The sequence below is a fragment of the Actinocorallia libanotica genome, from assembly GCF_039525175.1.
Classification (GTDB): Bacteria; Actinomycetota; Actinomycetes; order Streptosporangiales; family Streptosporangiaceae; genus Actinocorallia; species Actinocorallia libanotica.
This window is the reverse complement of sequence record NZ_BAAAHH010000010.1, coordinates 134,941-157,283: the sequence shown is the minus strand read 5'-3', so window position 1 is coordinate 157,283 and position 22,343 is coordinate 134,941. Positions and strand designations below refer to the sequence as shown.

Genomic DNA, 22,343 nt, shown 5'->3' with positions numbered 1-22,343 from the left:
GTGCCACCAGCAGAATGTTTGTGACCATACCGTTGCACGCATCGCAACGGCCAGACCCGCACAGCATAAAACATTTGTGACTTCAGTTTTCATCCAATTTTGGAAGACGCCAGTGCCACTCCCCTTCGGATGCCACGTGCCCGGAACACGGCGAGGCGCTCGCCGGAGGGGCCCGAGTCGGAAGGGCCCGGGTCAGAGGGTGCGCAGGACCGAGACGACGACGCCCAGCACGGCCGCCCGATCGCCGTCGATCACCTCGTAGGCGGGGTTGCGCGGCTCGAGCAGAACGTGGCCGTCGCGGCGCCGGTAGACCTTGACCGTGGCCTCCCCGTCGATCATCGCGGCCACGATCTGCCCCGAATGCGCCTCCTGCTGCCGGCGCACCACGACGGTGTCGCCGTCGCAGATCGCCGCGTCGACCATCGAGTCCCCGCGCACCCGCAGCGCGAACACCGTCCCGCGCCCGGTCAGCCCGCGAGGCAGCCTCAACAACTCGTCGACGTGCTCGTCCGCCGCGATCGGAACGCCCGCGGCGATGTCGCCGACCACCGGCACGACCACCGAGTCACCCTGCTCCGACGGCCGCGCCCCCGCCAGGAACGCCCGCACGTCGATCGGCCGTGCCAGGCCCGCGCCCCGCCGCAGGAACCCCTTCTCCTCCAGGCTCGCCAGATGCCTCGACACCGAGGAGGACGACCGCAGCCCCACCGCGTCGCCGATCTGCCGCACACTCGGCGCATACCCGTGCCGAGCCGCCCACTCCCGGATCACCACCAGAATCCGCTGCTGCCGCTCCGGCAGACCCGCTACGTCCAGATCCTCGAACAGGCCGAACTCGTCATAGGCGCTCACCAGCCGAATCATAGGCCCCACCCCTCGAACCGACCCGGAAAAGCAGCCCCTTCCCCGGTTCAAAGACGGTGCCGCAGCCAGATCAAAGCAGCCCGCCCCTTCTCCCCCTGGTGAGCGCGCAGCCCCGGCATGTTCGACGGGGCCGGGAGCAGCGATGACGACAGGTAGTCCCCCGCCATCGCGGCCAGAACGGCGTTCACCTCGTTCTCCCCGGCTCCACGGGCGACATCGGCCTTCTCCCATTCCCGCTGCGGGTCGGTGCCCGTCGCCGCCGCTGAAACCAGCAGCGTCAACAGGTCGAACCAGGGCGCTCCCGCCACCGCATAGGACCAGTCGACCACCGAGACTCCTCCGTCCGAAGTGAGCAGGAGGTTGTCGGCCCGCAGGTCCGAGTGGACCATCGACTCCCCCGCCGCGGCCCGCGTCCAGCCCGCCTCCAAGGCGGCGAGCAGGCCGACGTTCCGCACCGCCCACGACGGCAGCGCCGGATCGGCTCCGCGTTCGGCGAAGGTCCGCCAGGCGGTGTAGTTCTCGGCGAGGTCCTCGACCAGGGGCCTCAACCGCATCGGCGCCGGAGACAGCGCAGCGGCCAGCTCGTCCACAGCGCCGACGACCCGATCCAGCTCATCGGGCGACCAAGGCTCCTCCGGCATGCGGCCGTCTATGCATTCCATCGCCAGGATCACCCAGTCGCCGTCGTCCTGCGCCCACAGCAGACGCGGTACGGGGAGATGCTCGGGCATGCGCCGCATCACCGACAGCTCTCTCCGGTACAGGTCGGGCGCCACCGGATTCCGCGCGGGACTGATCGCCTTGACGAAAACGCGACGACCGTCCACGAGCGTGAGACGGGAGGCCACACCGGGAGAGAACCCCCCGGTCTGGATCTCCTCGGAGACGGGCGCGGCTCCGAGCGCCGCCGTGACCTGTGCGCGCAGACCCTCCGGCAGATTCCACCAGCTCATTCGGGCGGTCGCGCTTTCCCTCGCCACTTCCCTCCCCCTCTCGCCGGCCTCGGCTTCCGCCGCTACTTCAGGGTTGTTACCAGGAACGATGCCCCTTCACGACCTCCGAACGATCAAGGCGGCCAAGTCCAACTACCGCACGGCGGCGCAGAAGACGCGCGACGCGGCACGACGGTGCGGGAAGGCGACCTGTGCGAACCCGTTCAGCGCAGGGCCTTCGCCGGTTCGGCGAGGCAGGTGCGTTCGGGTTCGGTGCCGTCGTGGCGTTTCGTTCTGATGCTCCTCATCCGCGGTGGCGCAGGAGGGTGGCGTGGTCGTAGGAGACGGCCAGGGCCCAGATGGTGGTGGAACCGGGCGTGCGGACCAGGGTGATCTCGTCGGTGCCGGGGGGTGTTCGGACAGTGGTCCAGCGGCCCGCGGAGTAATGGGCGAGGTGGGTGGCGGAGGCCGTCCAGATGCCGCCGCGGCCGTCGGGGGCGACGGTGCGGAGCGTGGGTTCGGCCAGCCGCGGGGCGGGGATCCGGCTCCAGGTGCGGCCGTTCCAGTGCAGGACCAGGGGGCGGGGCGAGCGTCCGCCGGAGGACCTTCCCACGGCCCAGACGTCACGGGTGGAGACGACCGTGACGGAACGCAGCATGCCTTCGGCGACCTTCGGGAGGCGGGCGGGACGCCAGCGCTTGCCGTTCCAATGGGCGGCAGCCGGTATGAAGGGATGGGGCTCCTTCTGGTCGAAGGCCTCTCCGACCGCCCAAAGGTCGCCGGAGCGGCGGCCGTCAACGGTGTAGGTGTACAGAGGCGGCTGGAAGGTCTTCCAGGTTCCGGCACGCAGACGTCGCACCGAGGGCAACGACGGATTGCCAGGCCACCAGACATCGCCGCCGGGCAGCGCGAGGGGCGCGCCCACGTTCTGCGCCAGGCCGCCCCGTCGCGGTTCCGGAGCCCAGGACCAGCGGCGGCCGTCGAAACCGAGCAGCCGGACGTCCTGGAAGGTGGGGTCCGGCCTGGTGACGAACCAGACTCGCTTACCGGCCCCGAACACGTTGTCGAACTTCTCCCGTCCAGCCGTCTTGGGACGTACGGTGCGCCACCGGCGCCCGTTCCAGTGGTGGATACGGCCGTCGGCGACCCACACGTTCCGCGGCCCGAGCACGGCCACCGCCTGGTCCTGCCCGGAGGCCAGTTCCGAGTCGAACCGCTTCACCACCTGCCATCGGGGAGCCGAGGCCGTTGACGCCGCACCGGATGCGGAGATCAAGGGAACGGTGAGCAGGACGGCGGCTGCGAGGGGAAGGCGGCGCGGCACGGAGGCTCCAGGGGGTGGTCGGAAGGCTGCAACCTATCCGGTGCGTGCGATGCGGAGCTCACGCCATCGCGGTCTTTGGGGTCATGGTCGGCGGTGTCCGTCCACCAGTGCCTGGAGGAGGCCGGGGAAGGCTTCGTCGAACTCCTCGCGGCGTAGCGCGTTCATGCGCGAGGTGCCGACGTAGTACTGGCGGATGAGTCCGGCCTCGCGCAGCACATGGAAGTGGTGCGTGGCGGTGGACTTGCTGACCGGCAGGTCGATGGTGCCGCAGGCGAGGTCCTGCGGTGCGGCGTACAGCTCGTTGACGATCTGTCGGCGCACGGGATCGACCAGGGCTTCGAGCACCTGCTGAAGGCTGATCGTGTGGATGTCCGGGTGGTCCGGTACGCGGTCGTCCCGGGTCTTCCGGCGTGCTGTCGCCATGGGGCCGTCGGCCTCCTCTTCAGGTCGTTCGACAGCCGTCAAAGTACCATGGCGGTCAAAGTTTGACAGGCGTCGTACTTTGCGTTTGGGTGAGGAGCGGCGGAGCGGCTCCTGTGCCGCCGCCATCGAACGAAGGGGACGTGTGATGGTTGCGACGGTGCGGTTCCACGAGTACGGCGGGCCGGAGGTACTGCGGCTGGAGGACGTGCCGGTCGGCGACCCCGGTGTCGGCGAGCTGCTGATCCGCGTGGACGCGATCGGGCTCAATCGCGCGGAGGTGTTGTTCCGCGGCGGCCACTACATCGAGCCGGTCAAGGAGTTCCCCGGCCGTCTCGGCGCCGAGGCCGCGGGAGTGGTCGAGGCGGTCGGCGCGCAGGTCGTCGGATTCGAGGTCGGCCAGGCGGTCAGCGTGGTGCCCGCGTTCTCGATGAACGAGTACGCCGTCTACGCCGAGCGCGCGATCGTCCCCGCGGCCGCGGTCGTCCACCGTCCCGACGGGCTCGGTGCGATCGAGGGCGCGGCGGTGTGGATGCCTTACGTGACGGCCTACGGCGCCCTGGTCGAAGTCGGTGGGATGAGAGCCGGCGACACGGTCGTGCTCACCGCCGCCTCCAGCAGCGTCGGCCTCGCCGCGATACAGGTCGCCCGACGCATCGGCGCGGTGCCCATCGCCACCACGCGCAGCCGCGCCAAGAAGGACGCGCTGCTCGCGGCGGGGGCGGCCGAGGTGATCGTCACCGACGAGGAGGGCGTCGCCGACCGCGTGCTCGCTCTGACCGCGGGCCGAGGCGCCGAATTCGTTTTCGACGCCGTTGCCGGGCCCGGTGTCGTGGACCTGGCCCGAGCGGTCGCGCCCGGCGGCACGCTCTTCCTCTACGGCGCGGTGAGCGGAGAGCCGACCCCGTATCCGGGGTTCGAGCTCGGCATGCCCGCCCTGAACATGCGCACCTACACCATGCACGAGACGACGCGGGACCCGCAGCGGCTGCGTCGCGCCGAGTCCTTCGTCTCCTCCGGCCTGCGCACCGGCGCCTTCCGCCCCGTCGTGGACCGCACCTTCCCCTTGAACGAGATCGCCGCCGCGCACCGCTACATGGAGGCAGGCGCCCAGATAGGCAAGATCGTCATCACGGTCGACCACTGACGGACCCGCCGCCCCCGCCGCCCGCCCGGGCGCTGTGGCTGCCCGCGAAGGTCGTCCACCGGACCGGCACGACCCGCGACGCGGTTCTGCGCGGTCTCCACCTCGAACCGGACCGGTGCGATCTGGACTGGGCAGAGCGCCGGTCGGCGTGAACGGGTTGCTGGCGCGCCCATGTGCGGCTGCGAGCCGTCCTCCCCCTCCTCGCCGAAGGTCGGACGTGAGGGCTACGCGTCGCGACCGCCCTGACCTGCATATGGTCGCGATCGCCGTCCGTCAGGCCGCGGCGGCAGGGTTGATGGCCGGTGCCCACCGGCGTGGCCGTCTACGGTGGGGCGGATGAGGACGGCGATCGATGAGGTCGGGGAGTGGCTGCGGGAGCGGCTTCCGGGGCTGGCGGAGGAGCACGGGGTGCCGGGGGTGGCGGTCGCCGTCGATGCCGGGGGGCGGGTGGTCGAGGCGGCGGCGGAGGTGCTGAGCACGGCGACGGGGGTGGAGGCGACGGTCGACTCGGTGTTCCAGATCGGGTCGGTCACCAAGGCGCTGACGGCGACGCTGGTGATGCAGCTCGTCGCCGACGGGCGGGTGGAGCTCGACGCTCCGGTGGCCGGGTACCTTCCCGGGTTCCGGGAGGCGACCGTCCGGCAGCTGCTGTGCCACACGGCCGGGTTCGAAGGGGATGTGTTCACCGACACGGGCAAGGGCGACGACTGCCTGGAGAGGTATGTGGAACTACTGGCCGACGTGCCGCAGATCTTCGAACCCGGACGGATGTTCTCCTACAACAACGCGGGTTACAGCGTGCTCGGGCGGATCGTCGAGGTCATGCGGGGCATGCCGTTCGACCGGTGCATGCGGGACCACCTGTTCACTCCCCTGGGCATGACGCACGCGGCGAGCGATCCGTACGAGGCGATCCTGCATCGCGCGGCGGTGGGGCACCTCGGCGGGCGGCCCGCCCCGGTCTGGGCGATGGCGCGCTCGAACGCGCCCGCCGGGTCGATGCTCGCCATGACGGCGCGCGACCTGCTGGCCTTCGCCCGGGCGCATCTGGCCGACGAGGGGCTGCGGGCCATGCGGGAGTCGCAGGTCACCCTGCCGGACATCGGCTGGGGGACGGCCTGGGGCCTGGGCTGGGCGCTCCACGACCTGCCGGGCGGCCCGGTGTTCGGCCACGACGGCAACACCATCGGGCAGTCGGCCGCCCTGCGGATCGACCCCGGCCGCGACGTGTCCGTAGCGATCCTCATCAACGGCGGCGACCGCAGGCCGCTGATGAAGGAGATCCTCGGCAGGGTCATCGGGTCACCCGCCGAACCCGTCCCCGACCCCGCGCAGCGCCTGGACGTCAGGCGCTGCGCGGGCGTCTACCTGTCGAGCACGAGCCGGACCACGGTGAGCGGGGACGGGCAGGGACGGCTGTGGCTCGAACAGGTCCCCCTCGGCCCCGTGGCGGAGGTCGGCGACGAGCCGTACCGGACGGAGTTGCTCGGCTGGCGAGGAGACTCCCTCCTGCCCGCCGAACCCGGTCGCGGGCCCGTCGCCTTTCTGGGAGATGACGGCCAGGGCCGTGCGCGCTACCTGCACACGGGCCGAGCCGACGTTCGCGTGGCCGGACGGACCGAAGCCTGAGCGTCCGCTGGACCGGACGACCGACGCCGTTCCCGCCTGAGGGTTATCGTTCCGGGATGGCCGGTATCGCGGGAGTTCCCCTGCTCTTTCTCGATGTCGATGGGCCGCTCATCCCGTTCGGCGCGGCGCACGCCTATCCGACGTACGAATCCGGCCGTCCGAACCCGGGGATCGACGGACATCCGCTGCTGGGACGGATCGATCCCGCGCACGGGGAACGGCTGCTGGCGCTGGGTTGCGAACTGGTCTGGGCCACGACCTGGATGCAGGACGCCAACGACGGCATCGGCCCGCGTCTCGGCCTGCCCCGCCTCGAGGTGGTCGCCTGGCCCGAGCCTTCCGCCCTGGACCAGCGGGACGCCTGGGAGGGCGTGCACTGGAAGACCCGCACCCTGATCGAGCGGGCGGAAGGCCGCCCCTTCATCTGGATCGACGACGAGATCACCGAAGCGGACCGGCTCCGCGTGGCCGCCGACCACCAGGGACATGCCCTGCTCCACCGAGTCGACGCCCGGCTCGGTCTCACGGACACCGACTACGCCCTTCTGAACGGCTGGCTCCACCGGCTCGGCAAGTCCGTCGGCGATGTCGTCCGGTCGGACGGGCCGCGCCTCCGCCGACGCCGCCCTCCTCATCGTCGGTGACGACCGGCGGCGTTCTCCTCTCCGCCCTGGTGCCACGCCGCTGACCCTGTAAGGGCGTGGGGCTTCACCAAATCTCCACATTCGGCACACGAATCCTCCGCAGCGCCCTCATACGCTCACCTCCGTGACAGCGCAGCGCATTCTTCTCGTCGAGGACGACCCGACCATCGCCCAGGCAGTGGCCGAACGGCTGATCGTCGAGGGTTTCGAGGTCGCGACGGCCGCTGACGGTCCCGCCGGGGTGGCCGTGGCGGCCTCCTTCCTGCCCGACCTCCTGGTGCTCGACGTGATGCTGCCCGGTTTCGACGGCCTCGAGGTCTGCCGCCGGGTGCAGGCGGCCCGGCCGGTCCCCGTCCTGATGCTGACCGCTCGCGATGACGAGACCGATCTCCTGGTGGGCCTCGGCGTCGGGGCCGACGACTACGTGACCAAGCCTTTCAGCATGCGGGAGCTGGTCGCCCGGATCCGGGCCCTGCTGCGCCGCTCGGCCGTGACGGCCGCCGCCACCTCCGAGAAACTCAAGATCGACGAAGCCGCGCGGCGGGTCCATCTGGAGGGGACCGAGATCCATCTGACGCCGATGGAGTTCGACCTGCTGGCCTGTCTGGCCCGTCACCCCGGCACCGTGATGACCCGGTCCGCCCTGCTGGAAGCGGTATGGAACTGGGCGGGTTCGTCGGATTCCCGGGTGATCGACACCCATGTGAAGACGCTGCGGCGCAAGCTGGGCGCCTCCTGGATCCGGACCGCGCACGGCGTCGGTTACGCGCTGGAGCGGCAGTGAGCTGGCCGCGCCCGCTCGACCCGCTGCGGTCCATCAAGATCAAGTTTGGGGTGGTCGCGATGTTCACCGCGCTCACCTCGGCGTTGCTCGTCAAATGGGGCTACTACATCGGCTTCAGGGGGCGGATCACCTTGCCGATCGCGGTGCTCGGGTCGATGGCCGTCACCCAGCTGATCGCGCACGGGATGACCGCGCCGCTGCGGGAGATGACGGCGGCGGCCCGCTCCATGGCGAGCGGCCGGTACGACCGGAGGGTCCACGTCACCTCCAACGACGAGGTGGGCGAGCTGGGAGAGGCCTTCAACACCATGGCCGCCGACCTGGCCGAGGTCGACCGGCAGCGGCGCGAGTTCGTCGCGAACGTCTCCCACGAGCTGCGCACCCCCATCACCGCGCTCCGGGCCGTGCTGGAGAACGTCGCCGACGGCGTGACCCCGGCCACGCCGGCGGTCCTGGAGGGCGCGGTCGGCCAGACCGAGCGGCTCGGACGCCTGGTGACCCAGCTCCTCGACCTGTCACGGGTCGACGCCGGAGCGGTCCCGCTGGAGCTCACGCACTTCGACGTGCGGGACTTCCTGGCCGAGGTCTGCGCCTTCACGCCCGTGGTCCTGGAGGTACGGGCCGGGCTGACGGCCCACGCCGACCGGGACCGGCTGTTCCAGGTCGTGGCGAACCTCGTCGACAACGCCTGCCGGCACGGCCCGCCCGACGGCACCGTGACCGTCCGGGCCTCGACCGTCCTCACCGACCTGGTCCTGGAGGTGATCGACGAAGGACCCGGGATCCCCGAATCCGAGCGTCCCCGGGTCTTCGAGCGCTTCGTCCGGGGCGGCTCCTCCGACGGCGGCACCGGGCTGGGCCTGGCCATCGCCCGCTGGGCCGTCGACCTCCACCAGGGCACCATCGCCGTCCTCGACACCGACACCGGCTGCCACATCCGTGTGACCATCCCCCTTCACCACCGGAGAACCGCCATGCCCACCGACTGGAGCGCGCCCGCGCCGCAGCCGTCCGCGCCAGGACCCCACCCCGGCGGTTTCGCGCCGGCCCTGACCCCGTTCATGAACGACACCGACGAGCGGGTCGCCCGTGCCTGGCCCGCCCCCTCGGGTCCGGCCGCACTGCGCGTGCTCCTGCCGGCGGGCGCGGCCGGAATCGCCGGAGCGATCTTCCTGCACGGCAAGCCCGGCATCGGGGCGGCCCTGGCGGCCGTCGCCATGGTGCTCGCACTCCTGCCGGTCCTGCGCGGCCGGCTGACCCCGCGCAACCGCACCGGGCTGGTCTTCGCGGCCCTGGGCCTCGGCCTGGCGCTGATGCCCGTCCTGCGCGACGCTGCCTGGCTGCTCGCGCTGACCACGGCGCTGGCGCTGCCCTTGCTCTCGTACGCGCTGGTCGGCGGCCGGAGCTGGTTCGAGGTCATCGGCGGAGGGCTGACTCTGCCGGGCGCGCTGGTGTCCATGCTTCCGTGGTCCGGCCGGGGCATCGCCTCGGCGGCCGAAGCGGGCCGGGGCACGGGCACGGCCGCGTTGCGCACGGCGGCCCTGGCCGGTCTGCTGCTCCTGGTCTTCGGAGGCCTGCTGACCAGCGCCGACGCGGCCTTCAGCGAGATGGTCTCGGCGCTCCTCCCGGACCTGGGCCTCGGTTCGATCCTGGCGCGCGCCTTCTGGTTCCTGATCATCTCCAGCCTGGTGCTGGCCTTCGCCTACCTCGCGATCACACCGCCCCGGCTCAGGGAACTGGCCCCCGCCCCCGGCACCCCCGCGGGCCGCTGGGCCTGGGCCGTGCCGCTCATCTCCCTCAACCTGCTCTTCCTGGCCTTCTGCGCGGTGCAGGCCCGGGTCCTGCTCGACCACACCGCCCTGCCGGCCGGAGTGTCCTACTCCTCCTACGCCCGCCAGGGCTTCTTCCAGCTGGTCGTCGTCACCGTGCTGGTCCTCGCCGTGATCGCCGTCGCGGTCCGGCACCGCCCCGTCTCCTCCCCGGCCCTGGTCCGCCTCCTGCTCGGCGCCCTGTGCGTGCTGACCCTGGTCGTCGTCGCGGTCGCCCTGCGCCGCCTCTACCTCTACGAGGAGTCCTCCGGCTGGACCCGTCTGCGCCTGTGGGTCCACGCCTTCGAACTCTGGCTCGGCCTGGTCATCGTGATGATCGCCGTCGCCGGAATCCGGATGAAGGCGGACTGGCTGCCCCGCGCGGTCGCCGCCACCGGCGCCGCCGGCCTCCTACTCCTCGGCCTGATCAACCCCGACGGGTTCATCGCCTCCCGCAACGTCGACCGCCTCGCCCACACCGAACGCGTCGTCGTGCCCTACCTCAACGTCCTCTCCGCCGACGCCGTCCCCGCCCTGGACCGCCTCCCCGAGCCCCGCCGCTCCTGCGCCCTCCAGGAGATCGCCCGCGACCTGGAAAAGCCCGATGGCTGGACTTCGAAGAACCTCTCCAGAGAACGCGCCCGCCGCATCCTCGCCCAACGCCCCGTCCTGCCCTGCAAATGAACCGACCATGATCAGCCAGTCCCCGCTGACGGCTCTCACCTCGCGCGACGACCGCCACCCGACCTCTCCCCCATCCCGAGCCAGCCGTTCTACGCCCCGCCGGACATGCGCTGGGACATGTGCAAGGACCCGGACGGCAACGGGCAGACGCCCCGGCACCACGCCTTGGGACACTGGGGACTGACCTTGTGCGGGCTGGCCGGCGACGACCTCACCGACCTCAATCCCCAGTGGTGGCCCGACCACCCCGAGGCCTGCCCCGCCTGCCGATCCACCGGCCCCGGGAGCACACGATGAACCACGGCGTTCCCCTGCGCCCGGCCAACGGGCTCGACCAGATCTTCCCCGCCAGCGGGTGAGACCGAGGAAGACGAGCAGGGGCCGAGGATCATGATCCTCGGCCCCTGCTCCATGCCTGCCAGGTGATCCATCAGGAGGCTTAGTCACCCGGTTGGTCACTCGAAAGCAAAACAGGGCCATCCGAAGATGGCCCTGAGCTGGTCGGGACGACAGGATTTGAACCTGCGACCCCTTGACCCCCAGTCAAGTGCGCTACCAAGCTGCGCCACGTCCCGCGACCTCCGCTTTTGCCCCGTCTGGGGCGTTGGCGGCAGGCATAACTCTAGCGCAGTCGCGGGGGTAGCGCACATCGGTTGATCGGGGGCGGGGGCTAGAAGGAGAGGGGCTCGCCGGGGAGGAGGTCGAGGCGGCGGAGGATGATGCCCTCGCGGAGGGCCCACGGGCAGATTTCCAGTTCTTCTATGTCGAAGAGGTCCATGGCGGCCTCGGCGACGAGGGCGCCGGCGAGGAGCTGGGGGGCGCGGCCCGGGGAGACGCCGGGGATCTGCATGCGCTGGAGGATGGACATGCCGGCGAGGCGGTCGGACCATTCGCGGACGGCGGTGCGGGAGAGGGTGCGGCGGACGAAGGGGCCTTCGGCGCTGGGGGCGGCGCCGGCGATGCGGGCGAGCTGCTTGAAGGTCTTGGAGGTGGCCACGGCGTGGTCGGGGGGGCCGAAGCGGGCGATCGCGCCGATCCGGGCGGCGATCTCGGCGCGGATGTGGCGGCGCAGCGCGCGGACCTGGTCGGGGTCGGGCGGGTCGAGGGTCAGGCGGTCGCGGGTGAGGCGGCCGGCGCCCAGGGGCAGGGAGAAGGCTCCGTCGGGCTGCTCGTCGGTGCCGGTCGCGATCTCCAGGGAGCCGCCGCCGATGTCGAAGACCTGCAGGCGGTGGGAGGACCAGCCGAACCAGCGGCGGACGGCCAGGAAGGTCAGCCGGGCCTCGTCCATGCCCGACAGGACCTCGATGTCGGTCTGCAGCTCGGCCTTGATCCGGCCGAGGACCTCCTCGCCGTTGGAGGCCTCGCGGATCGCGGAGGTCGCGAACGCCAGGGTCTCCTGGACGCCCTTGTCCTCGGCGATCTCCAGGGCCTCGGCGACGAGCCGGTGGAGGGTCTCGATGCCCTCCTCGGAGAGCGCGTGCCCGTCGACGAGGTGTTCGGCGAGGCGCAACTCGGTCTTGTGGGAGTAGGCCGGGAGCGGTCTCCCGCCCTGGTGCGCATCCATGACGAGGAAGTGCACGGTGTTGGATCCGATGTCGAGGACGCCCAGTCTCATGTGTCGAAAATATCGAATGAACCTTTCCCGCAGGTGAACTCGGGTGGCGAGGTTCACGTTCCCTCTGGGACAGAAGATGCACAAAACACCTGAAACGGGGTATGAAGATCAACGTGAGTGATTTCCTCGTCGTGGCGAACCGCCTGCCTGTGGACCGTTTCGTGGGCCCCGAGGGCGAGGTGGGATGGCGCCGCAGCCCCGGTGGCCTGGTCACCGCGATCATGCCGCTGATGCGGGGCAGGGACGGCGCGTGGATCGGCTGGACGGGCTCGGCGGACGAGGAGGTCGCGCCGTTCACCGACGAGGGCCTGTACCTCGTGCCGGTCCCCCTGTCCGCCGAAGAGGTCGAGCTGTACTACGAGGGCTTCTCCAACGCCACCCTCTGGCCGCTCTACCACGACGCCGTCGCCCCGCCCGAGTACCACCGGCGCACCTGGGACGCCTATGTCCGGGTCAACCGCCGCTTCGCCGAGGCCACCGCCGAGGCCGCCGCGCAGGGCGCCACCGTCTGGGTGCAGGACTACCAGCTCCAGCTGGTGCCCCGGATGCTGCGCGAGCTGCGCCCCGACCTCAAGATCGGCTTCTTCCTGCACATCCCGTTCCCGCCGGTGGAGCTCTTCCAGCGCCTGCCCTGGCGCAGGGAGATCATCGAGGGCCTGCTCGGCGCCGACCTGGTGGGCTTCCAGCTCTCCTCCGGCGCCGCCAACTTCGTGCGGATGGCCCGCCGCGTGCTGGACGTGCGGGCGCAGAGCGGCCGGATCCAGTACGAGGGCCGCACCGTCCAGGCCAGGTCCTTCCCCATCTCGGTGGACGTCGGCGAGCTGGAGGACCTCATCTCCCGGCCCGAGGTGCAGGAGCGGGCCGACATGATCCGCTACGAGCTCGGCGAGCCCGAGCGCATCCTGCTGGGCGTGGACCGGCTCGACTACACCAAGGGCATCACCCAGCGCCTGGAGGCGTTCGGGGAGCTGCTGGCCGACGGCGAGCTCAAGCCGGGCGAGGCGGTGTTCGTGCAGATCGCCACCCCGAGCCGGGAGCGGGTGGAGCAGTACCAGATCCTCAAGGACGACATCGAGCAGCAGGTCGGCCGGATCAACGGGGAGTTCGCCCAGCTCGGCTCGCCGGTGATCAACTACATGCACACCAGCTACGACCGCGCCGAGCTGGCCGCCCTCTACCTGGCCGCGGACGTCATGGTGGTCACCCCGCTGCGGGACGGCATGAACCTGGTGGCCAAGGAGTACGTGGCCTGCCACAAGGACCTGCAGGGCGCGCTGGTGCTCAGCGAGTTCGCCGGGGCGGCCCCCGAGCTGCGCCGCGCCTTCCTGGTCAACCCCTACGACGTGGACGGGCTGAAGCGCACCCTGCTGGCCGCGATCCGGGGCGAGCCCCTGGACCTGCAGCGCAGGATGCGCGCGATGCGGCGCCGCGTGGTGGACTACGACGTGGGCCGCTGGGCGGAGACCTTCCTGGGCGCCCTGTACGACGAGGGCGGCGCGGAGTCCGCGGACGAGGCGGCTGAGACGGCCGAGGCCGCCGAGCCGCTGGCCTAGCCCGCGGCCGCCGCGTTCTGGGCGTCTATCGCCTTCCTGAGCGCCGTGGGCAGCGGCCCGGTGCGCGCCTTCAGGTCCGCGAGCCGCCGCTTGTGGGTGCGCCGGGCGCCGCGGTCCAGGATGTTGCGCAGCCTTCCGGCCTCGGCGAGCGCGACGAGGGCCGCGTCCGCGGGGTCGATCCGGGGCAGCGGGTCGCGCAGCGCGGCCGTCACCCGGTGGTGCAGCCTCCCGGGCAGCCGGGCGTCGCGCGGGGTGATGCGGCGGGTGGGGAACACGCCCAGGATCTTGTGCTTCTCCACCCGCACCCATCCCCCGTCGGCGAGCTGGTCGCGGACGGCCGCCGCCGTCTGCCGGGCCCTGCGGCCCACCCAGTACTGCCACCTGTGGCGCCGGGCGGACGACAGCTCCTCCAGCACCGCCTCCAGGACGGGGTCGTGGCAGGGGTGGCGGACCGCCACGACGGCGCGGCCCTTCTCGTCGCTCAGGTGGCCGGCCAGGTAGAGGTCGGCCAGGGCCGCGGCCCGCACCAGCTCGTTGAGGTGGACGCCCATGGGGGGCCTGCCGCGCTCGGGGTCGAGGGCCAGGAGGTAGATCCGCTGCGGGAGGGTGTCGGGCAGTTCCACGGTCATTCCTCTTCTCGTTCTTCCTCTGGGTTCTCCGGTTGCTGCTTCTCTCGGGCGGAGGCCCGGGTGGGACGGCCCGGGCCCCGCATCTTCCCCACTCCCGACGGCAGCCTGCCCGCGTCGGACAGGGCGCGGCGCAGCAGGAACTCGATCTGCGCGTTCGCGCTGCGCAGCTCGTCCGAGGCCCAGCGCGCCAGCGCGTCGTACACCGCCGGGTCGAGCCGGAGCAGGAGCTTCTTCCGTTCGGTCGCCATGGGCTTCGCTACGCGTAGAGGGTTCCGGTGTTCACCACGGGCTGGGCGTCCCGGTCCCCGCACAGCACGACCAGGAGGTTGCTGACCATGGTGGCCTTGCGCTCCTCGTCCAGTTCGACGATCTCGTCCTCGGCGAGCCGGGCCAGCGCCATCTCCACCATCCCCACGGCGCCCTCGACGATGCGGCTGCGGGCGGCGACGATCGCGGTGGCCTGCTGGCGGCGCAGCATCGCCTGGGCGATCTCCGGCGCGTAGGCCAGCCGGGTGAGCCGGGACTCGGTGATCTCCACGCCGGCCGCGGCGACCCTGGCGCCGATCTCCTCGCTGAGCCGGGCGGTGATCTCCTCGGCGTTGTCGCGCAGGGACAGGCCCGGACCCTCGTGGGTGTCGTAGGAGTAGCTGTTGGCGATGTGCCGGACGGCGGTCTCGGTCTGGATCGCGACGAACTCCACGAAGTCGTCGACCTCGAAGACGGCGCGCGCGGTGTCCTTGACCTGCCAGACAACGACCGCGGAGATCTCGATCGGGTTGCCGTCCAGGTCGTTGACCTTCAGGACGTCGGTCTCGTGGTTGCGGATCCGGGTGGAGACCCGGCGCCGCTCGGTGAGCGGGTTGACCCAGCGCAGCCCGTCGGTGCGCACGGTGCCGGTGTAGCGGCCGAGCAGCTGCAGCACGCGCGCCTCGCCGGGGGCGACGGCGGTGAGGCCGACCGAGACGATCAGGGCAGCGACGAAGACCAGGCCGCCCGCGACCATCAGGACGGGGGCGAGCGCCCCTCCCTCACCGTCGCCGAGCATGACCGCGCCCGCGACGAAGGCGACGACGCCGACGACCACGCCGGCCACCACCCCGCCCAGGACGGGCCAGCCCGAGGCGCCGAAGGCGATCCGCTCCCGCGTCTGCGGGACCGGGGGGTTCGCGAGCTCGCTCATGAAGGTTCTCCTCATCTGTGGCTGATGTCTAGAACCTAGCAAAGTGATATCACTTTTTCAATCGGGGATCCGGGGCAGCGAACCGGCCTCCTCCACCAGGAACTCGCGGAGCCGCTCCGGCCACAGCGCCAGCCCGGCGAAGGCCTCCCCCCGGCACGGGAACCGCTCGACCTCGTATCCGCCCCGCTCCGGGTCGTCGAACTCCGGCCCGCAGCGCAGGGAGAGGTCCATCGTCTCCAGCCGCCCCAGGAAGAACCGGTGCACGTAGTCGGCCTTCGGACGGTGCTCGGTGTAGGTGAAGACGGCGTGCAGCGGCCCTGCGGTCGCGCCGAGCTCCTCCATCAGCTCCCGCCGGGCCGCCGCGCGCATGTCCGGGTCGTCCGGCTCGACCTTGCCGCCGGGCGTCGTCCAGTACGGCGGGACGCCCGGCCGCGTCCGGCGGAACAGCAGGAGGTCCGCCCCGTCCAGCAGCAGGACCCGCGCCTTGCGCACGACCGGCCGCCGCGGCGGCTCCACTCCCCGCAGCACGTACCCCGCGGCGAATCCGCCCCGTTCGGCCGCCTTGGCCGCCCGCACCCGCTCCAGCTCCGCCGCCCCGCAGCCGATCCCGTCCGCCAGCGCCAGCACCACCTCCAGCAGGTCGGCCAGCTCGCCGGGCGAGGGGTCGTCGGCGAACTCGTCGGCCTCCTCGTACAGCTTGGCCAGCAGCAGCCCGCGCAGCGCGGACCGGTCGGCGACACGGATGTCGGGCTCCTTTCCGGCCTGCCGCATGAGCTGTGGGATCAGGTCGCGGACGAGCTTCTCCCTGCGGGAGGAATAAGAATCACGCATCTGTGGGGGCTCTTTTCTCGTGGTTTTTGTCATTCAAGGCTAAATACCTGGGTCGTAACCCGTGGTACTTTTCACGCCGAACCGGATTCCGGAGGTCTCATGCACCGCGTCGTCATCACCGGGATGGGCGTCAAGAGCCCGGCGGGGAGCACCGTCCAGGACGCCTTCTCGACAGTACTGTCGGGTAAGTCCACGGCCGTTCACCTGCCCGAACTGCTCGACGCCGGGGTACCGGTGACCTTCGGCTGCCCGGTGAGCGGGTTCGCTCCCCAGGAGTACTTCCCCCCGCACCGGCTGCGCCACCTGGACCGGCCCACCCGGCTCGCCGTCGCCGCCGCGGTCGACGCCTGGGCCGACGCCGGGCTGGACGGCCCGCTCACCGAACCCGGCGAGCGGGCCCGCGGCGGCACCTACGTCGGGACGGGCGGCGCGCACATCGCCCACACCGCCGAGCTGGGCACCCTGCCCAGGGAGCGCCTGCCGGTGGCCTCCGTGCCGATGATCATGCCGAACGCCACCGCCGCGCGCATCTCCATCCGGCACGGGCTCCAGGGCCCCTGCCTGACCTTCGCCTGCGCCTGCGCCAGCGGGTCCGTCGCGCTGGGCGAGGCGATGACGGCCATCCGATACGGGCGGATCGACCGCGCCCTCGCCGGCGGGGTGGAGGCGATGCTCACCCCGTTCGCGGTGGCGGCCTTCGCCCGCATCAGCGCGCTGTCCCGGCGCGGCGACGCCCCGCACGAGGCGTCGCGGCCCTTCGACCGCGACCGCGACGGGTTCGTCATGGCCGAGGGCGCCGCCTTCCTGGTGCTGGAGCGCGCCGACCTCGCCGAGGCGCGGGGCGCGCGGATCTACGGCGAGCTCGCCGGCTACGCCGCGGGCGCCGACGCCGGGCACATCGTGCAGCCGCTGGAGGACGGGGAGGTCGCCGCCCGGACGATGCGGGCGGCCCTGGAGGACGCCCGCATGGCCCCCGGCGACATCGGCCACGTCAACGCGCACGCCACCGCCACCTTCCACAACGACCGCGCCGAGGCCCGCGCCATCGCGAGCTGCTTTCCCGCCGGCTCGCCTCCGGTCACCGCCACCAAGGGCGTCACCGGCCACCTGATGGGCTCGGGCGGGGCGGTCGAGGCGGTCTTCGCGCTGCTGTCCGCCCGCGCCGGGCTCGTCCCGCCGACCGCCAACTTCACCGGCGGCCCGGACGCCGAGCCGATCGACGTCGTCCACGGCGCGCCCCGGCGGATCCCCACCGCGCCCGTCCTGTCCAACTCGTTCGGTTTCGGCGGTCACGACGCGACGCTCGTGCTGGTGCCGGCGGAGAGCTGACCGTCAGGGGACCGGCATTTGCGCAGAGTAAGGGATCGGCTCTTATCCGCTTCTTATACTTGAACCTTCAAGATATTGCTTGAAAGCTCAAGTAAATCCCCCGCGCGGACGGAGACGAGACCACACCATGAGCCGCTCCCCGAAGGCATGGATCATCGGCGGCATCGCCGCCCTGCTGCTGGCGTTCGTCGTGGCGCCCTTCATCTACACCCAGTTCGTCGCGAGCGACGCGCCCGAGGAGCTGAGCGTCGGCACCGCCCCGCCGAGCGCCGCCGCCGGCGAGGCCGCCCCCGCGGACGGCGCCTGGAAGGTCGGCCCCGGCTCCCAGGCCGGCTACCGCGTCAAGGAGGTGCTGTTCGGCCAGGACGTGGAGGCCGTGGGCCGCACCTCCCAGGTCACGGGCGACCTGACGATCTCCGGCGCGTCGGTGAGCGAGGGCTCCTTCACCGTCGACATGGCGAGCGTCAAGAGCGACGAGGCGCGGCGGGACGGCCAGTTCAACGGCCGCATCATGGACACCGCCGCCCATCCGACCTCCACGTTCACCCTGACCGAGCCCATCGCGCTCGGCTCCGTCCCCGCCGTGGGCGCCAAGGTCGAGGCCGAGGCCACCGGCGAGCTGACCCTCAAGGGGCAGCGCAAGGAGGTCGCCTTCAAGGTGACAGCCTCCCGCACCGCCGCCGACGCCTTCGAGGTGAGCGGGCGGATCCCGGTGGTCTTCACCGACTACGGCATCGACAACCCCAGCTTCCCCGGCATCGAGGTCGAGGACGACGGCCAGGTGGAGTTCCTGCTCAAGTTCACCCGCTGACCCCTCCCGCCGCCGCACGGCCCGCGCCCCCACCCCGGTGCGCGGGCCGTCCGCGTTGCGCGGAGGCACGGCGAACCCGTACAGTCTTTTCCTACCGGTTTGATTGGTTTAGTAGGGAGAAACGGTGCTACGAGCCTTCGCACTCCGCGCGGGCGGGGTCCTGGCCCTCCTCGCCCTGTGGTGGGCGGTGGCGGCCGCCGGGATCTGGTCCGAGGTCTTCGTCCCGAAGCCCTCGTCGGTGTGGAACAGCCTCATCGAGACCTGGCGGGACGGGTACGCCGGCCACCCGCTGTGGGAGCACCTGGGCATCAGCCTGCGGCGCATCCTGCTCGGCAGCCTCTACGGCGTCCTCGGCGGCGTCGCCGTCGGCCTGCTGATCGGGCTGGTCCCCACGGTGCGGGCGCTGCTCGGGCCGCTGGTGACGTTCGTGCGCACGCTGCCTCCCCTCGCCTACTTCAGCCTCCTCATCATCTGGTTCGGCATCGACGAGACGCCCAAGGTCGTACTGCTGTTCGTCGCGGCGCTGCCGCCGGTCGCGGTCGCCACCGCCGACGCGGTGCGCGGCGTGCACGAGGACTACGTGCACGCCGCGCGCTCGCTGGGGGCCAGCCGCCGCCAGATCCCCTTCCTCATCGTCCTTCCATCGGCGCTGCCCGAGCTCATGACCGGCATCCGGGTCGCGGTCGGCGTCGCCTACACCACCGTCGTGGCGGCCGAGACCGTCAACGGGGTGCCCGGCATCGGCGGCATGATCCGCGACGCCCAGCGCTACAACCAGTCGGACGTCGTGGTGCTCGGGCTGCTGGTCATCGGCGCCTCCGGGCTCCTCATCGACGGCCTCCTCCAGCTCACCGAACGCAGGCTCGTGCCCTGGCGCGGCCGGGCCTGACCCCCTCCCCCACCACACCCCTCGAAAGAAGCACCACCGTGAAACTGAAGTCGCTGGCCGCGGCCGCCTCCCTCCTCCTCGGGCTGACCGCCTGCTCCTCCGCCGACGGCTCCGGCGGCGCCAACCCCGACGGCTCTCCCCAGGAGCTGCGCATCGCCTACCAGCTCATCCCCAACGGCGACCTCATCGTCAAGGACCAGAAGTGGCTGGAGGAGGCGCTGCCCGACACGAAGATCACCTGGTCGAAGTTCGACTCGGGCGGCGACGTCAACACCGCGGTCATCGCGGGGTCGGTGGACATCGGCCTGGCCGGCAGCAGCCCGGTCAGCCGGGGGCTCTCCGCGCCGCTGAACATCGCCTACAAGGTGCCGTGGATCTTCGACGTCATCGGCGAGAACGAGGCGCTGGTGGCCAGGGACGCCGACTCCGTGGCCGGGCTCAAGGGCAAGAAGATCGCCGCGCCGTTCTCCTCCACCACCCACTACAGCCTGCTGGCCGCGCTGCAGGACGCCGGGCTGAAGGAGGGCGACGTCAGCCTCGTCGACCTCGAACCGCAGGACATCCAGGCGGCCTGGACGCGCGGCGACATCGACGCCGCCTACGTGTGGACGCCGGTGCTGGGCGAGCTGCAGAAGGACGGCAGGACCCTCGTCACCAGCAAGGAGCTGGCCGCCAAGGGCAAGGTGACCGCCGACCTCGCGGTGGTGCGCACCGAGTTCGCCGACACCTACCCCGAGGCGCTGACCACCTGGCTGCGGCAGCAGGACCGCGCCGTGAAGCTCGTCCGCCAGGACAAGGCCGCCGCGTCCGCCGCCGTCGGACGCCAGCTCAACCTCTCCCCCGAGGAGGCCGGACGGCAGATCGACCAGCTCGTCCTGCTCGACGGCGAGGAGCAGCAGGGCGCCGACCACCTCGGCACTCCCGCGGCGCCGGGCGCACTGGCGCAGACCCTGCGCAGCACCGCCGAGTTCCTGCAGACGCAGGGCAACGTGGACGCGGTGCCCGAGCTGACCGCCTTCCAGAAGGCGCTGGCCCACGACGCGCTCGCCGAGGCGTTCGGTGGCTGAGTCCGCCACGCCCGCGGTGGAGCTGAGCGGCGTCTCCCTCGCCTACGGGGGCGCCGCGACCGGGTGCTCGCGCTCGGCCCGGTGGACGCCCGGATCGCGGCGGGGGAGTTCGTCGTCATCGTCGGGCCCTCCGGCTGCGGCAAGAGCACCCTGCTGCGGCTCGTCGCGGGGTTCGCCCCGCCCACCGAGGGCGCGGTGCTCGTGGACGGGGCGCCGGTCGCCGGGCCGGGCCCCGACCGGGGCGTGGTCTTCCAGCAGCCCCGGCTCTTCCCGTGGCTGAACGTGCGCCGCAACGTGGAGTTCGGCCTGCGCACGACCGGCGTCCCCAAGGCCGAGCGCAAGGGCAGGTCGGCGGAGCTGCTGGAGCTCGTCGGCCTGGGCGACGCCGCCGCGCGCCGCCCGTACGAGCTGTCCGGCGGGATGCAGCAGCGGGCGGCCATCGCCCGCGCGCTGGCGCCCGACCCGGCGATCCTGCTCATGGACGAGCCGTTCGCGGCGCTCGACGCGCTCACCCGCGAGCGGCTCCAGGAGGAGATCCGCCGGATCTGGCAGGCCACCGGCAAGACCGTCCTGTTCGTCACGCACAGCGTCGACGAGGCGGTCTTCCTGGGCACCCGGATCCTCGTGCTCAGCAGGCGGCCCGGCCGCATCGCGCTGGACCGCTCCTCCGAGCTGCCCCGCGCCGCGGACCCGCACACCCATCCGTCCTTCCTCACGCTGCGTGAGGAAGTCGCCGCGGCCGTCCGGGACGCCGCGGCCTGATCGCGAAGAAGGAGCACCTCCGATGCGCTTCCACTGGTTCCTACCGACGACCGGTGACGGCAGCGGCGTCCGCGCCGCCATCATGGACACCGACCGCGGCCTGTCGTCCGACCGGCCCGCGAGCGTGCGCTACCTGTCGCAGGTGGCGCGGGCCGCCGAGGACGCCGGGTTCGAGGCGGTGCTCACCCCCGTCGGCGCGGGCTGCCCCGACCCGTGGATCGTGTGCTCGGCGGTCGCCCAGCACACCGAGCGCGTCAAGATGCTCGTGGCGTTCCGGCCCGGCTTCGCCCTGCCGACCCTGCTGGCCCAGCAGGCGCAGGCCTTCCAGGAGGTCTCCGGGGGGCGGCTGGCGCTCAACGTCGTCACCGGCGGCGACCCCGTCGAGCAGCGCTCCTACGGCGACTTCCTCGACCACGACGCCCGCTACGCCCGCACCGACGAGTTCCTGGACGTGCTGAAGCGCAGCTTCACCGGGGTGCCGTTCGACCACGCGGGCGAGCACTACCGCATCGAGGGCGGGGGTCTGCGCGAGCCGCTGGAGCAGGTGCCGGAGCTGTACTTCGGCGGCTCCTCCCCCGCCGCCGAGCGCGTCGCCGCACGGCACGTGGACACCGCGCTCACCTGGGGCGAGCCGCCGTCGGCGGTCGCCGGCAAGGTGGCGCGGCTCAAGGAGGGCGCCGCCGCGCTGGGCCGGACGCTGCGGGTCGGCCTGCGGGTGCACGTGATCGCCCGCGACACCTCGGCCGAGGCGTGGGCGGCGGCCGACCGGCTGCTGGCGGGCATGGACCCGGCGCGGATCGAGGCGGCGCAGCGGCGCTTCGCCCGCTACGACTCCGTCGCCCAGCGCGCCATGACCGAGCTGCACGGCGGCGACACCCGGGACCTGGAGATCTCGCCCGGCCTGTGGGCGGGGGTGGGCCTGGTGCGCGAGGGCTCGGGCACCGCGCTCGTCGGCTCCTACGAGGAGGTCGCCGGGCTGCTGCGCGAGTACGCCGAACTCGGCATAGAGGAGTTCATCCTGTCCGGCTGGCCCCATCTGGAGGAGGCGTACCGGGTCGGCGAGAACATCGTGCCGAGGCTGGCCCCGGCGGCGGTCTGAGCCGGCGGCTCAGTCGTCCACGTCGGCGAAGACGTCGTGGTCGCTCCAGTCCGCGGCGTCGCCGCGGGCCGTGCCCACTCCGGCGATGCCCACCGCCACTCCGGTCAGCGCCGCGAAGGCGGCGGCTCCGGCGACACCGGTGAGGATCCTGCGTCCGGTCATCGTCGGTCTCCTTCGACTCGGGTCCTTCGGCTTCCCCCGACGACTCCACGGTGACGGACGTCACCCCCGGGTGTCAATGAACGCTACTGGACCGTAATCCTGCGCCGTAAGGGTGAGGAAATGTAAAAATGTTAACTAAATACTTAATCCCCCTGGTTCCGGAGGAACTTTGCATCCCGT

The 22,343-nt window shown here is 71.8% G+C and carries 23 protein-coding genes and 1 tRNA gene; 13 read left to right on the top strand and 11 right to left on the bottom strand.

Going from position 1 to position 22,343, the window contains the following annotated elements; genetic code table 11:
* Positions 1-192: 192 nt before the first annotated feature.
* From lexA to ABD140_RS15150, 4 genes are all read right to left on the bottom strand, one after another.
* Positions 193-852, bottom strand: a complete 660-nt coding sequence (lexA, locus tag ABD140_RS15165; protein WP_344241144.1) for a transcriptional repressor LexA — start codon at positions 850-852, stop codon at positions 193-195.
* A 59-nt stretch (positions 853-911) separates the two neighbouring features.
* Positions 912-1,817 (bottom strand): aminoglycoside phosphotransferase family protein, encoded by a 906-nt coding sequence (locus tag ABD140_RS15160; RefSeq protein WP_344241142.1) that lies wholly within the window; start codon positions 1,815-1,817, stop codon positions 912-914.
* A gap of 283 nt (positions 1,818-2,100) precedes the next feature.
* Complete coding sequence (locus ABD140_RS15155; RefSeq protein ID WP_344241140.1) at positions 2,101-3,018, bottom strand: hypothetical protein; 918 nt, start codon at positions 3,016-3,018, stop codon at positions 2,101-2,103.
* A 183-nt stretch (positions 3,019-3,201) separates the two neighbouring features.
* On the bottom strand, positions 3,202-3,543 hold the full coding sequence (locus ABD140_RS15150) for an ArsR/SmtB family transcription factor (protein WP_344241138.1): 342 nt from the start codon (positions 3,541-3,543) through the stop codon (positions 3,202-3,204).
* Positions 3,544-3,688: 145 nt separating this feature from the next.
* Here ABD140_RS15150 and ABD140_RS15145 point away from each other — a divergent pair, with 145 nt between their 5' ends.
* From ABD140_RS15145 to ABD140_RS15120, 6 genes are all read left to right on the top strand, one after another.
* Complete coding sequence (locus tag ABD140_RS15145) at positions 3,689-4,687, top strand: zinc-dependent alcohol dehydrogenase family protein (RefSeq protein WP_344241136.1); 999 nt, start codon at positions 3,689-3,691, stop codon at positions 4,685-4,687.
* Positions 4,688-5,023: 336 nt separating this feature from the next.
* The gene (locus ABD140_RS15140; protein WP_344241134.1) at positions 5,024-6,316 is read left to right on the top strand and encodes a serine hydrolase domain-containing protein; all 1,293 of its coding nucleotides are present in this window, start codon (positions 5,024-5,026) and stop codon (positions 6,314-6,316) included.
* A gap of 56 nt (positions 6,317-6,372) precedes the next feature.
* Complete coding sequence (locus ABD140_RS15135) at positions 6,373-6,960, top strand: HAD domain-containing protein (protein WP_344241132.1); 588 nt, start codon at positions 6,373-6,375, stop codon at positions 6,958-6,960.
* A 124-nt stretch (positions 6,961-7,084) separates the two neighbouring features.
* On the top strand, positions 7,085-7,744 hold the full coding sequence (locus ABD140_RS15130) for a response regulator transcription factor (protein WP_344241130.1): 660 nt from the start codon (positions 7,085-7,087) through the stop codon (positions 7,742-7,744).
* Positions 7,741-10,236 carry a DUF4153 domain-containing protein gene (locus tag ABD140_RS15125; RefSeq protein WP_344241127.1) on the top strand — a complete coding sequence of 832 codons (2,496 nt, stop codon included), beginning with the start codon at positions 7,741-7,743 and terminating at the stop codon, positions 10,234-10,236. Before ABD140_RS15130 ends, ABD140_RS15125 begins: the two co-directional genes overlap by 4 nt.
* 105 nt (positions 10,237-10,341) lie before the next feature.
* Positions 10,342-10,533: a hypothetical protein gene (locus ABD140_RS15120; RefSeq protein WP_344241125.1), complete on the top strand. Its 192-nt coding sequence runs from the start codon at positions 10,342-10,344 to the stop codon at positions 10,531-10,533.
* A gap of 201 nt (positions 10,534-10,734) precedes the next feature.
* On the opposite strand, the gene ABD140_RS15115 is transcribed toward ABD140_RS15120, so the two are convergent.
* Positions 10,735-10,811 (bottom strand) — tRNA-Pro (locus tag ABD140_RS15115).
* Between the two features lie 95 nt (positions 10,812-10,906).
* The gene (locus ABD140_RS15110) at positions 10,907-11,851 is read right to left on the bottom strand and encodes a Ppx/GppA family phosphatase (protein ID WP_344241123.1); all 945 of its coding nucleotides are present in this window, start codon (positions 11,849-11,851) and stop codon (positions 10,907-10,909) included.
* Positions 11,852-11,964: 113 nt separating this feature from the next.
* Between ABD140_RS15110 and ABD140_RS15105 the strand changes: the two genes are divergently transcribed.
* Complete coding sequence (locus tag ABD140_RS15105) at positions 11,965-13,404, top strand: alpha,alpha-trehalose-phosphate synthase (UDP-forming) (protein ID WP_425544117.1); 1,440 nt, start codon at positions 11,965-11,967, stop codon at positions 13,402-13,404.
* Here ABD140_RS15105 and ABD140_RS15100 read toward each other — a convergent pair.
* The 4 genes from ABD140_RS15100 to ABD140_RS15085 are packed head-to-tail and all read right to left on the bottom strand — an operon-like array spanning position 13,401 to position 16,044.
* Positions 13,401-14,027 carry a GOLPH3/VPS74 family protein gene (locus ABD140_RS15100; protein ID WP_344241119.1) on the bottom strand — a complete coding sequence of 209 codons (627 nt, stop codon included), beginning with the start codon at positions 14,025-14,027 and terminating at the stop codon, positions 13,401-13,403. The genes ABD140_RS15105 and ABD140_RS15100 overlap by 4 nt on opposite strands.
* Before the next feature lie 2 nt (positions 14,028-14,029).
* On the bottom strand, positions 14,030-14,281 hold the full coding sequence (locus ABD140_RS15095; RefSeq protein ID WP_344241117.1) for a type II toxin-antitoxin system antitoxin: 252 nt from the start codon (positions 14,279-14,281) through the stop codon (positions 14,030-14,032).
* An 8-nt stretch (positions 14,282-14,289) separates the two neighbouring features.
* Complete coding sequence (locus tag ABD140_RS15090; RefSeq protein WP_344241115.1) at positions 14,290-15,213, bottom strand: SPFH domain-containing protein; 924 nt, start codon at positions 15,211-15,213, stop codon at positions 14,290-14,292.
* A 57-nt stretch (positions 15,214-15,270) separates the two neighbouring features.
* Positions 15,271-16,044 (bottom strand): NUDIX domain-containing protein, encoded by a 774-nt coding sequence (locus ABD140_RS15085; protein ID WP_344241113.1) that lies wholly within the window; start codon positions 16,042-16,044, stop codon positions 15,271-15,273.
* A 99-nt stretch (positions 16,045-16,143) separates the two neighbouring features.
* Here ABD140_RS15085 and ABD140_RS15080 point away from each other — a divergent pair, with 99 nt between their 5' ends.
* From ABD140_RS15080 to ABD140_RS15055, 6 genes are all read left to right on the top strand, one after another.
* A complete protein-coding gene (locus tag ABD140_RS15080) occupies positions 16,144-17,373 on the top strand; it encodes a beta-ketoacyl-[acyl-carrier-protein] synthase family protein (protein WP_344241111.1) in 1,230 nt (409 codons plus the stop codon).
* A 127-nt stretch (positions 17,374-17,500) separates the two neighbouring features.
* Positions 17,501-18,184, top strand: coding sequence for a YceI family protein (locus tag ABD140_RS15075; RefSeq protein WP_344241109.1), 684 nt, complete (start codon positions 17,501-17,503; stop codon positions 18,182-18,184).
* 124 nt (positions 18,185-18,308) lie between these two features.
* Positions 18,309-19,073, top strand: coding sequence for an ABC transporter permease (locus tag ABD140_RS15070; protein WP_344241107.1), 765 nt, complete (start codon positions 18,309-18,311; stop codon positions 19,071-19,073).
* A 38-nt stretch (positions 19,074-19,111) separates the two neighbouring features.
* A complete protein-coding gene (locus tag ABD140_RS15065) occupies positions 19,112-20,140 on the top strand; it encodes a taurine ABC transporter substrate-binding protein (RefSeq protein WP_344241105.1) in 1,029 nt (342 codons plus the stop codon).
* A 63-nt stretch (positions 20,141-20,203) separates the two neighbouring features.
* Positions 20,204-20,902 (top strand): ABC transporter ATP-binding protein, encoded by a 699-nt coding sequence (locus ABD140_RS15060; RefSeq protein ID WP_344241103.1) that lies wholly within the window; start codon positions 20,204-20,206, stop codon positions 20,900-20,902.
* Between the two features lie 22 nt (positions 20,903-20,924).
* Positions 20,925-22,001 (top strand): LLM class flavin-dependent oxidoreductase, encoded by a 1,077-nt coding sequence (locus ABD140_RS15055; RefSeq protein WP_344241101.1) that lies wholly within the window; start codon positions 20,925-20,927, stop codon positions 21,999-22,001.
* A gap of 9 nt (positions 22,002-22,010) precedes the next feature.
* Here ABD140_RS15055 and ABD140_RS15050 read toward each other — a convergent pair whose 3' ends face one another.
* On the bottom strand, positions 22,011-22,163 hold the full coding sequence (locus ABD140_RS15050) for a hypothetical protein (RefSeq protein ID WP_344241099.1): 153 nt from the start codon (positions 22,161-22,163) through the stop codon (positions 22,011-22,013).
* Positions 22,164-22,343: the final 180 nt, after the last annotated feature.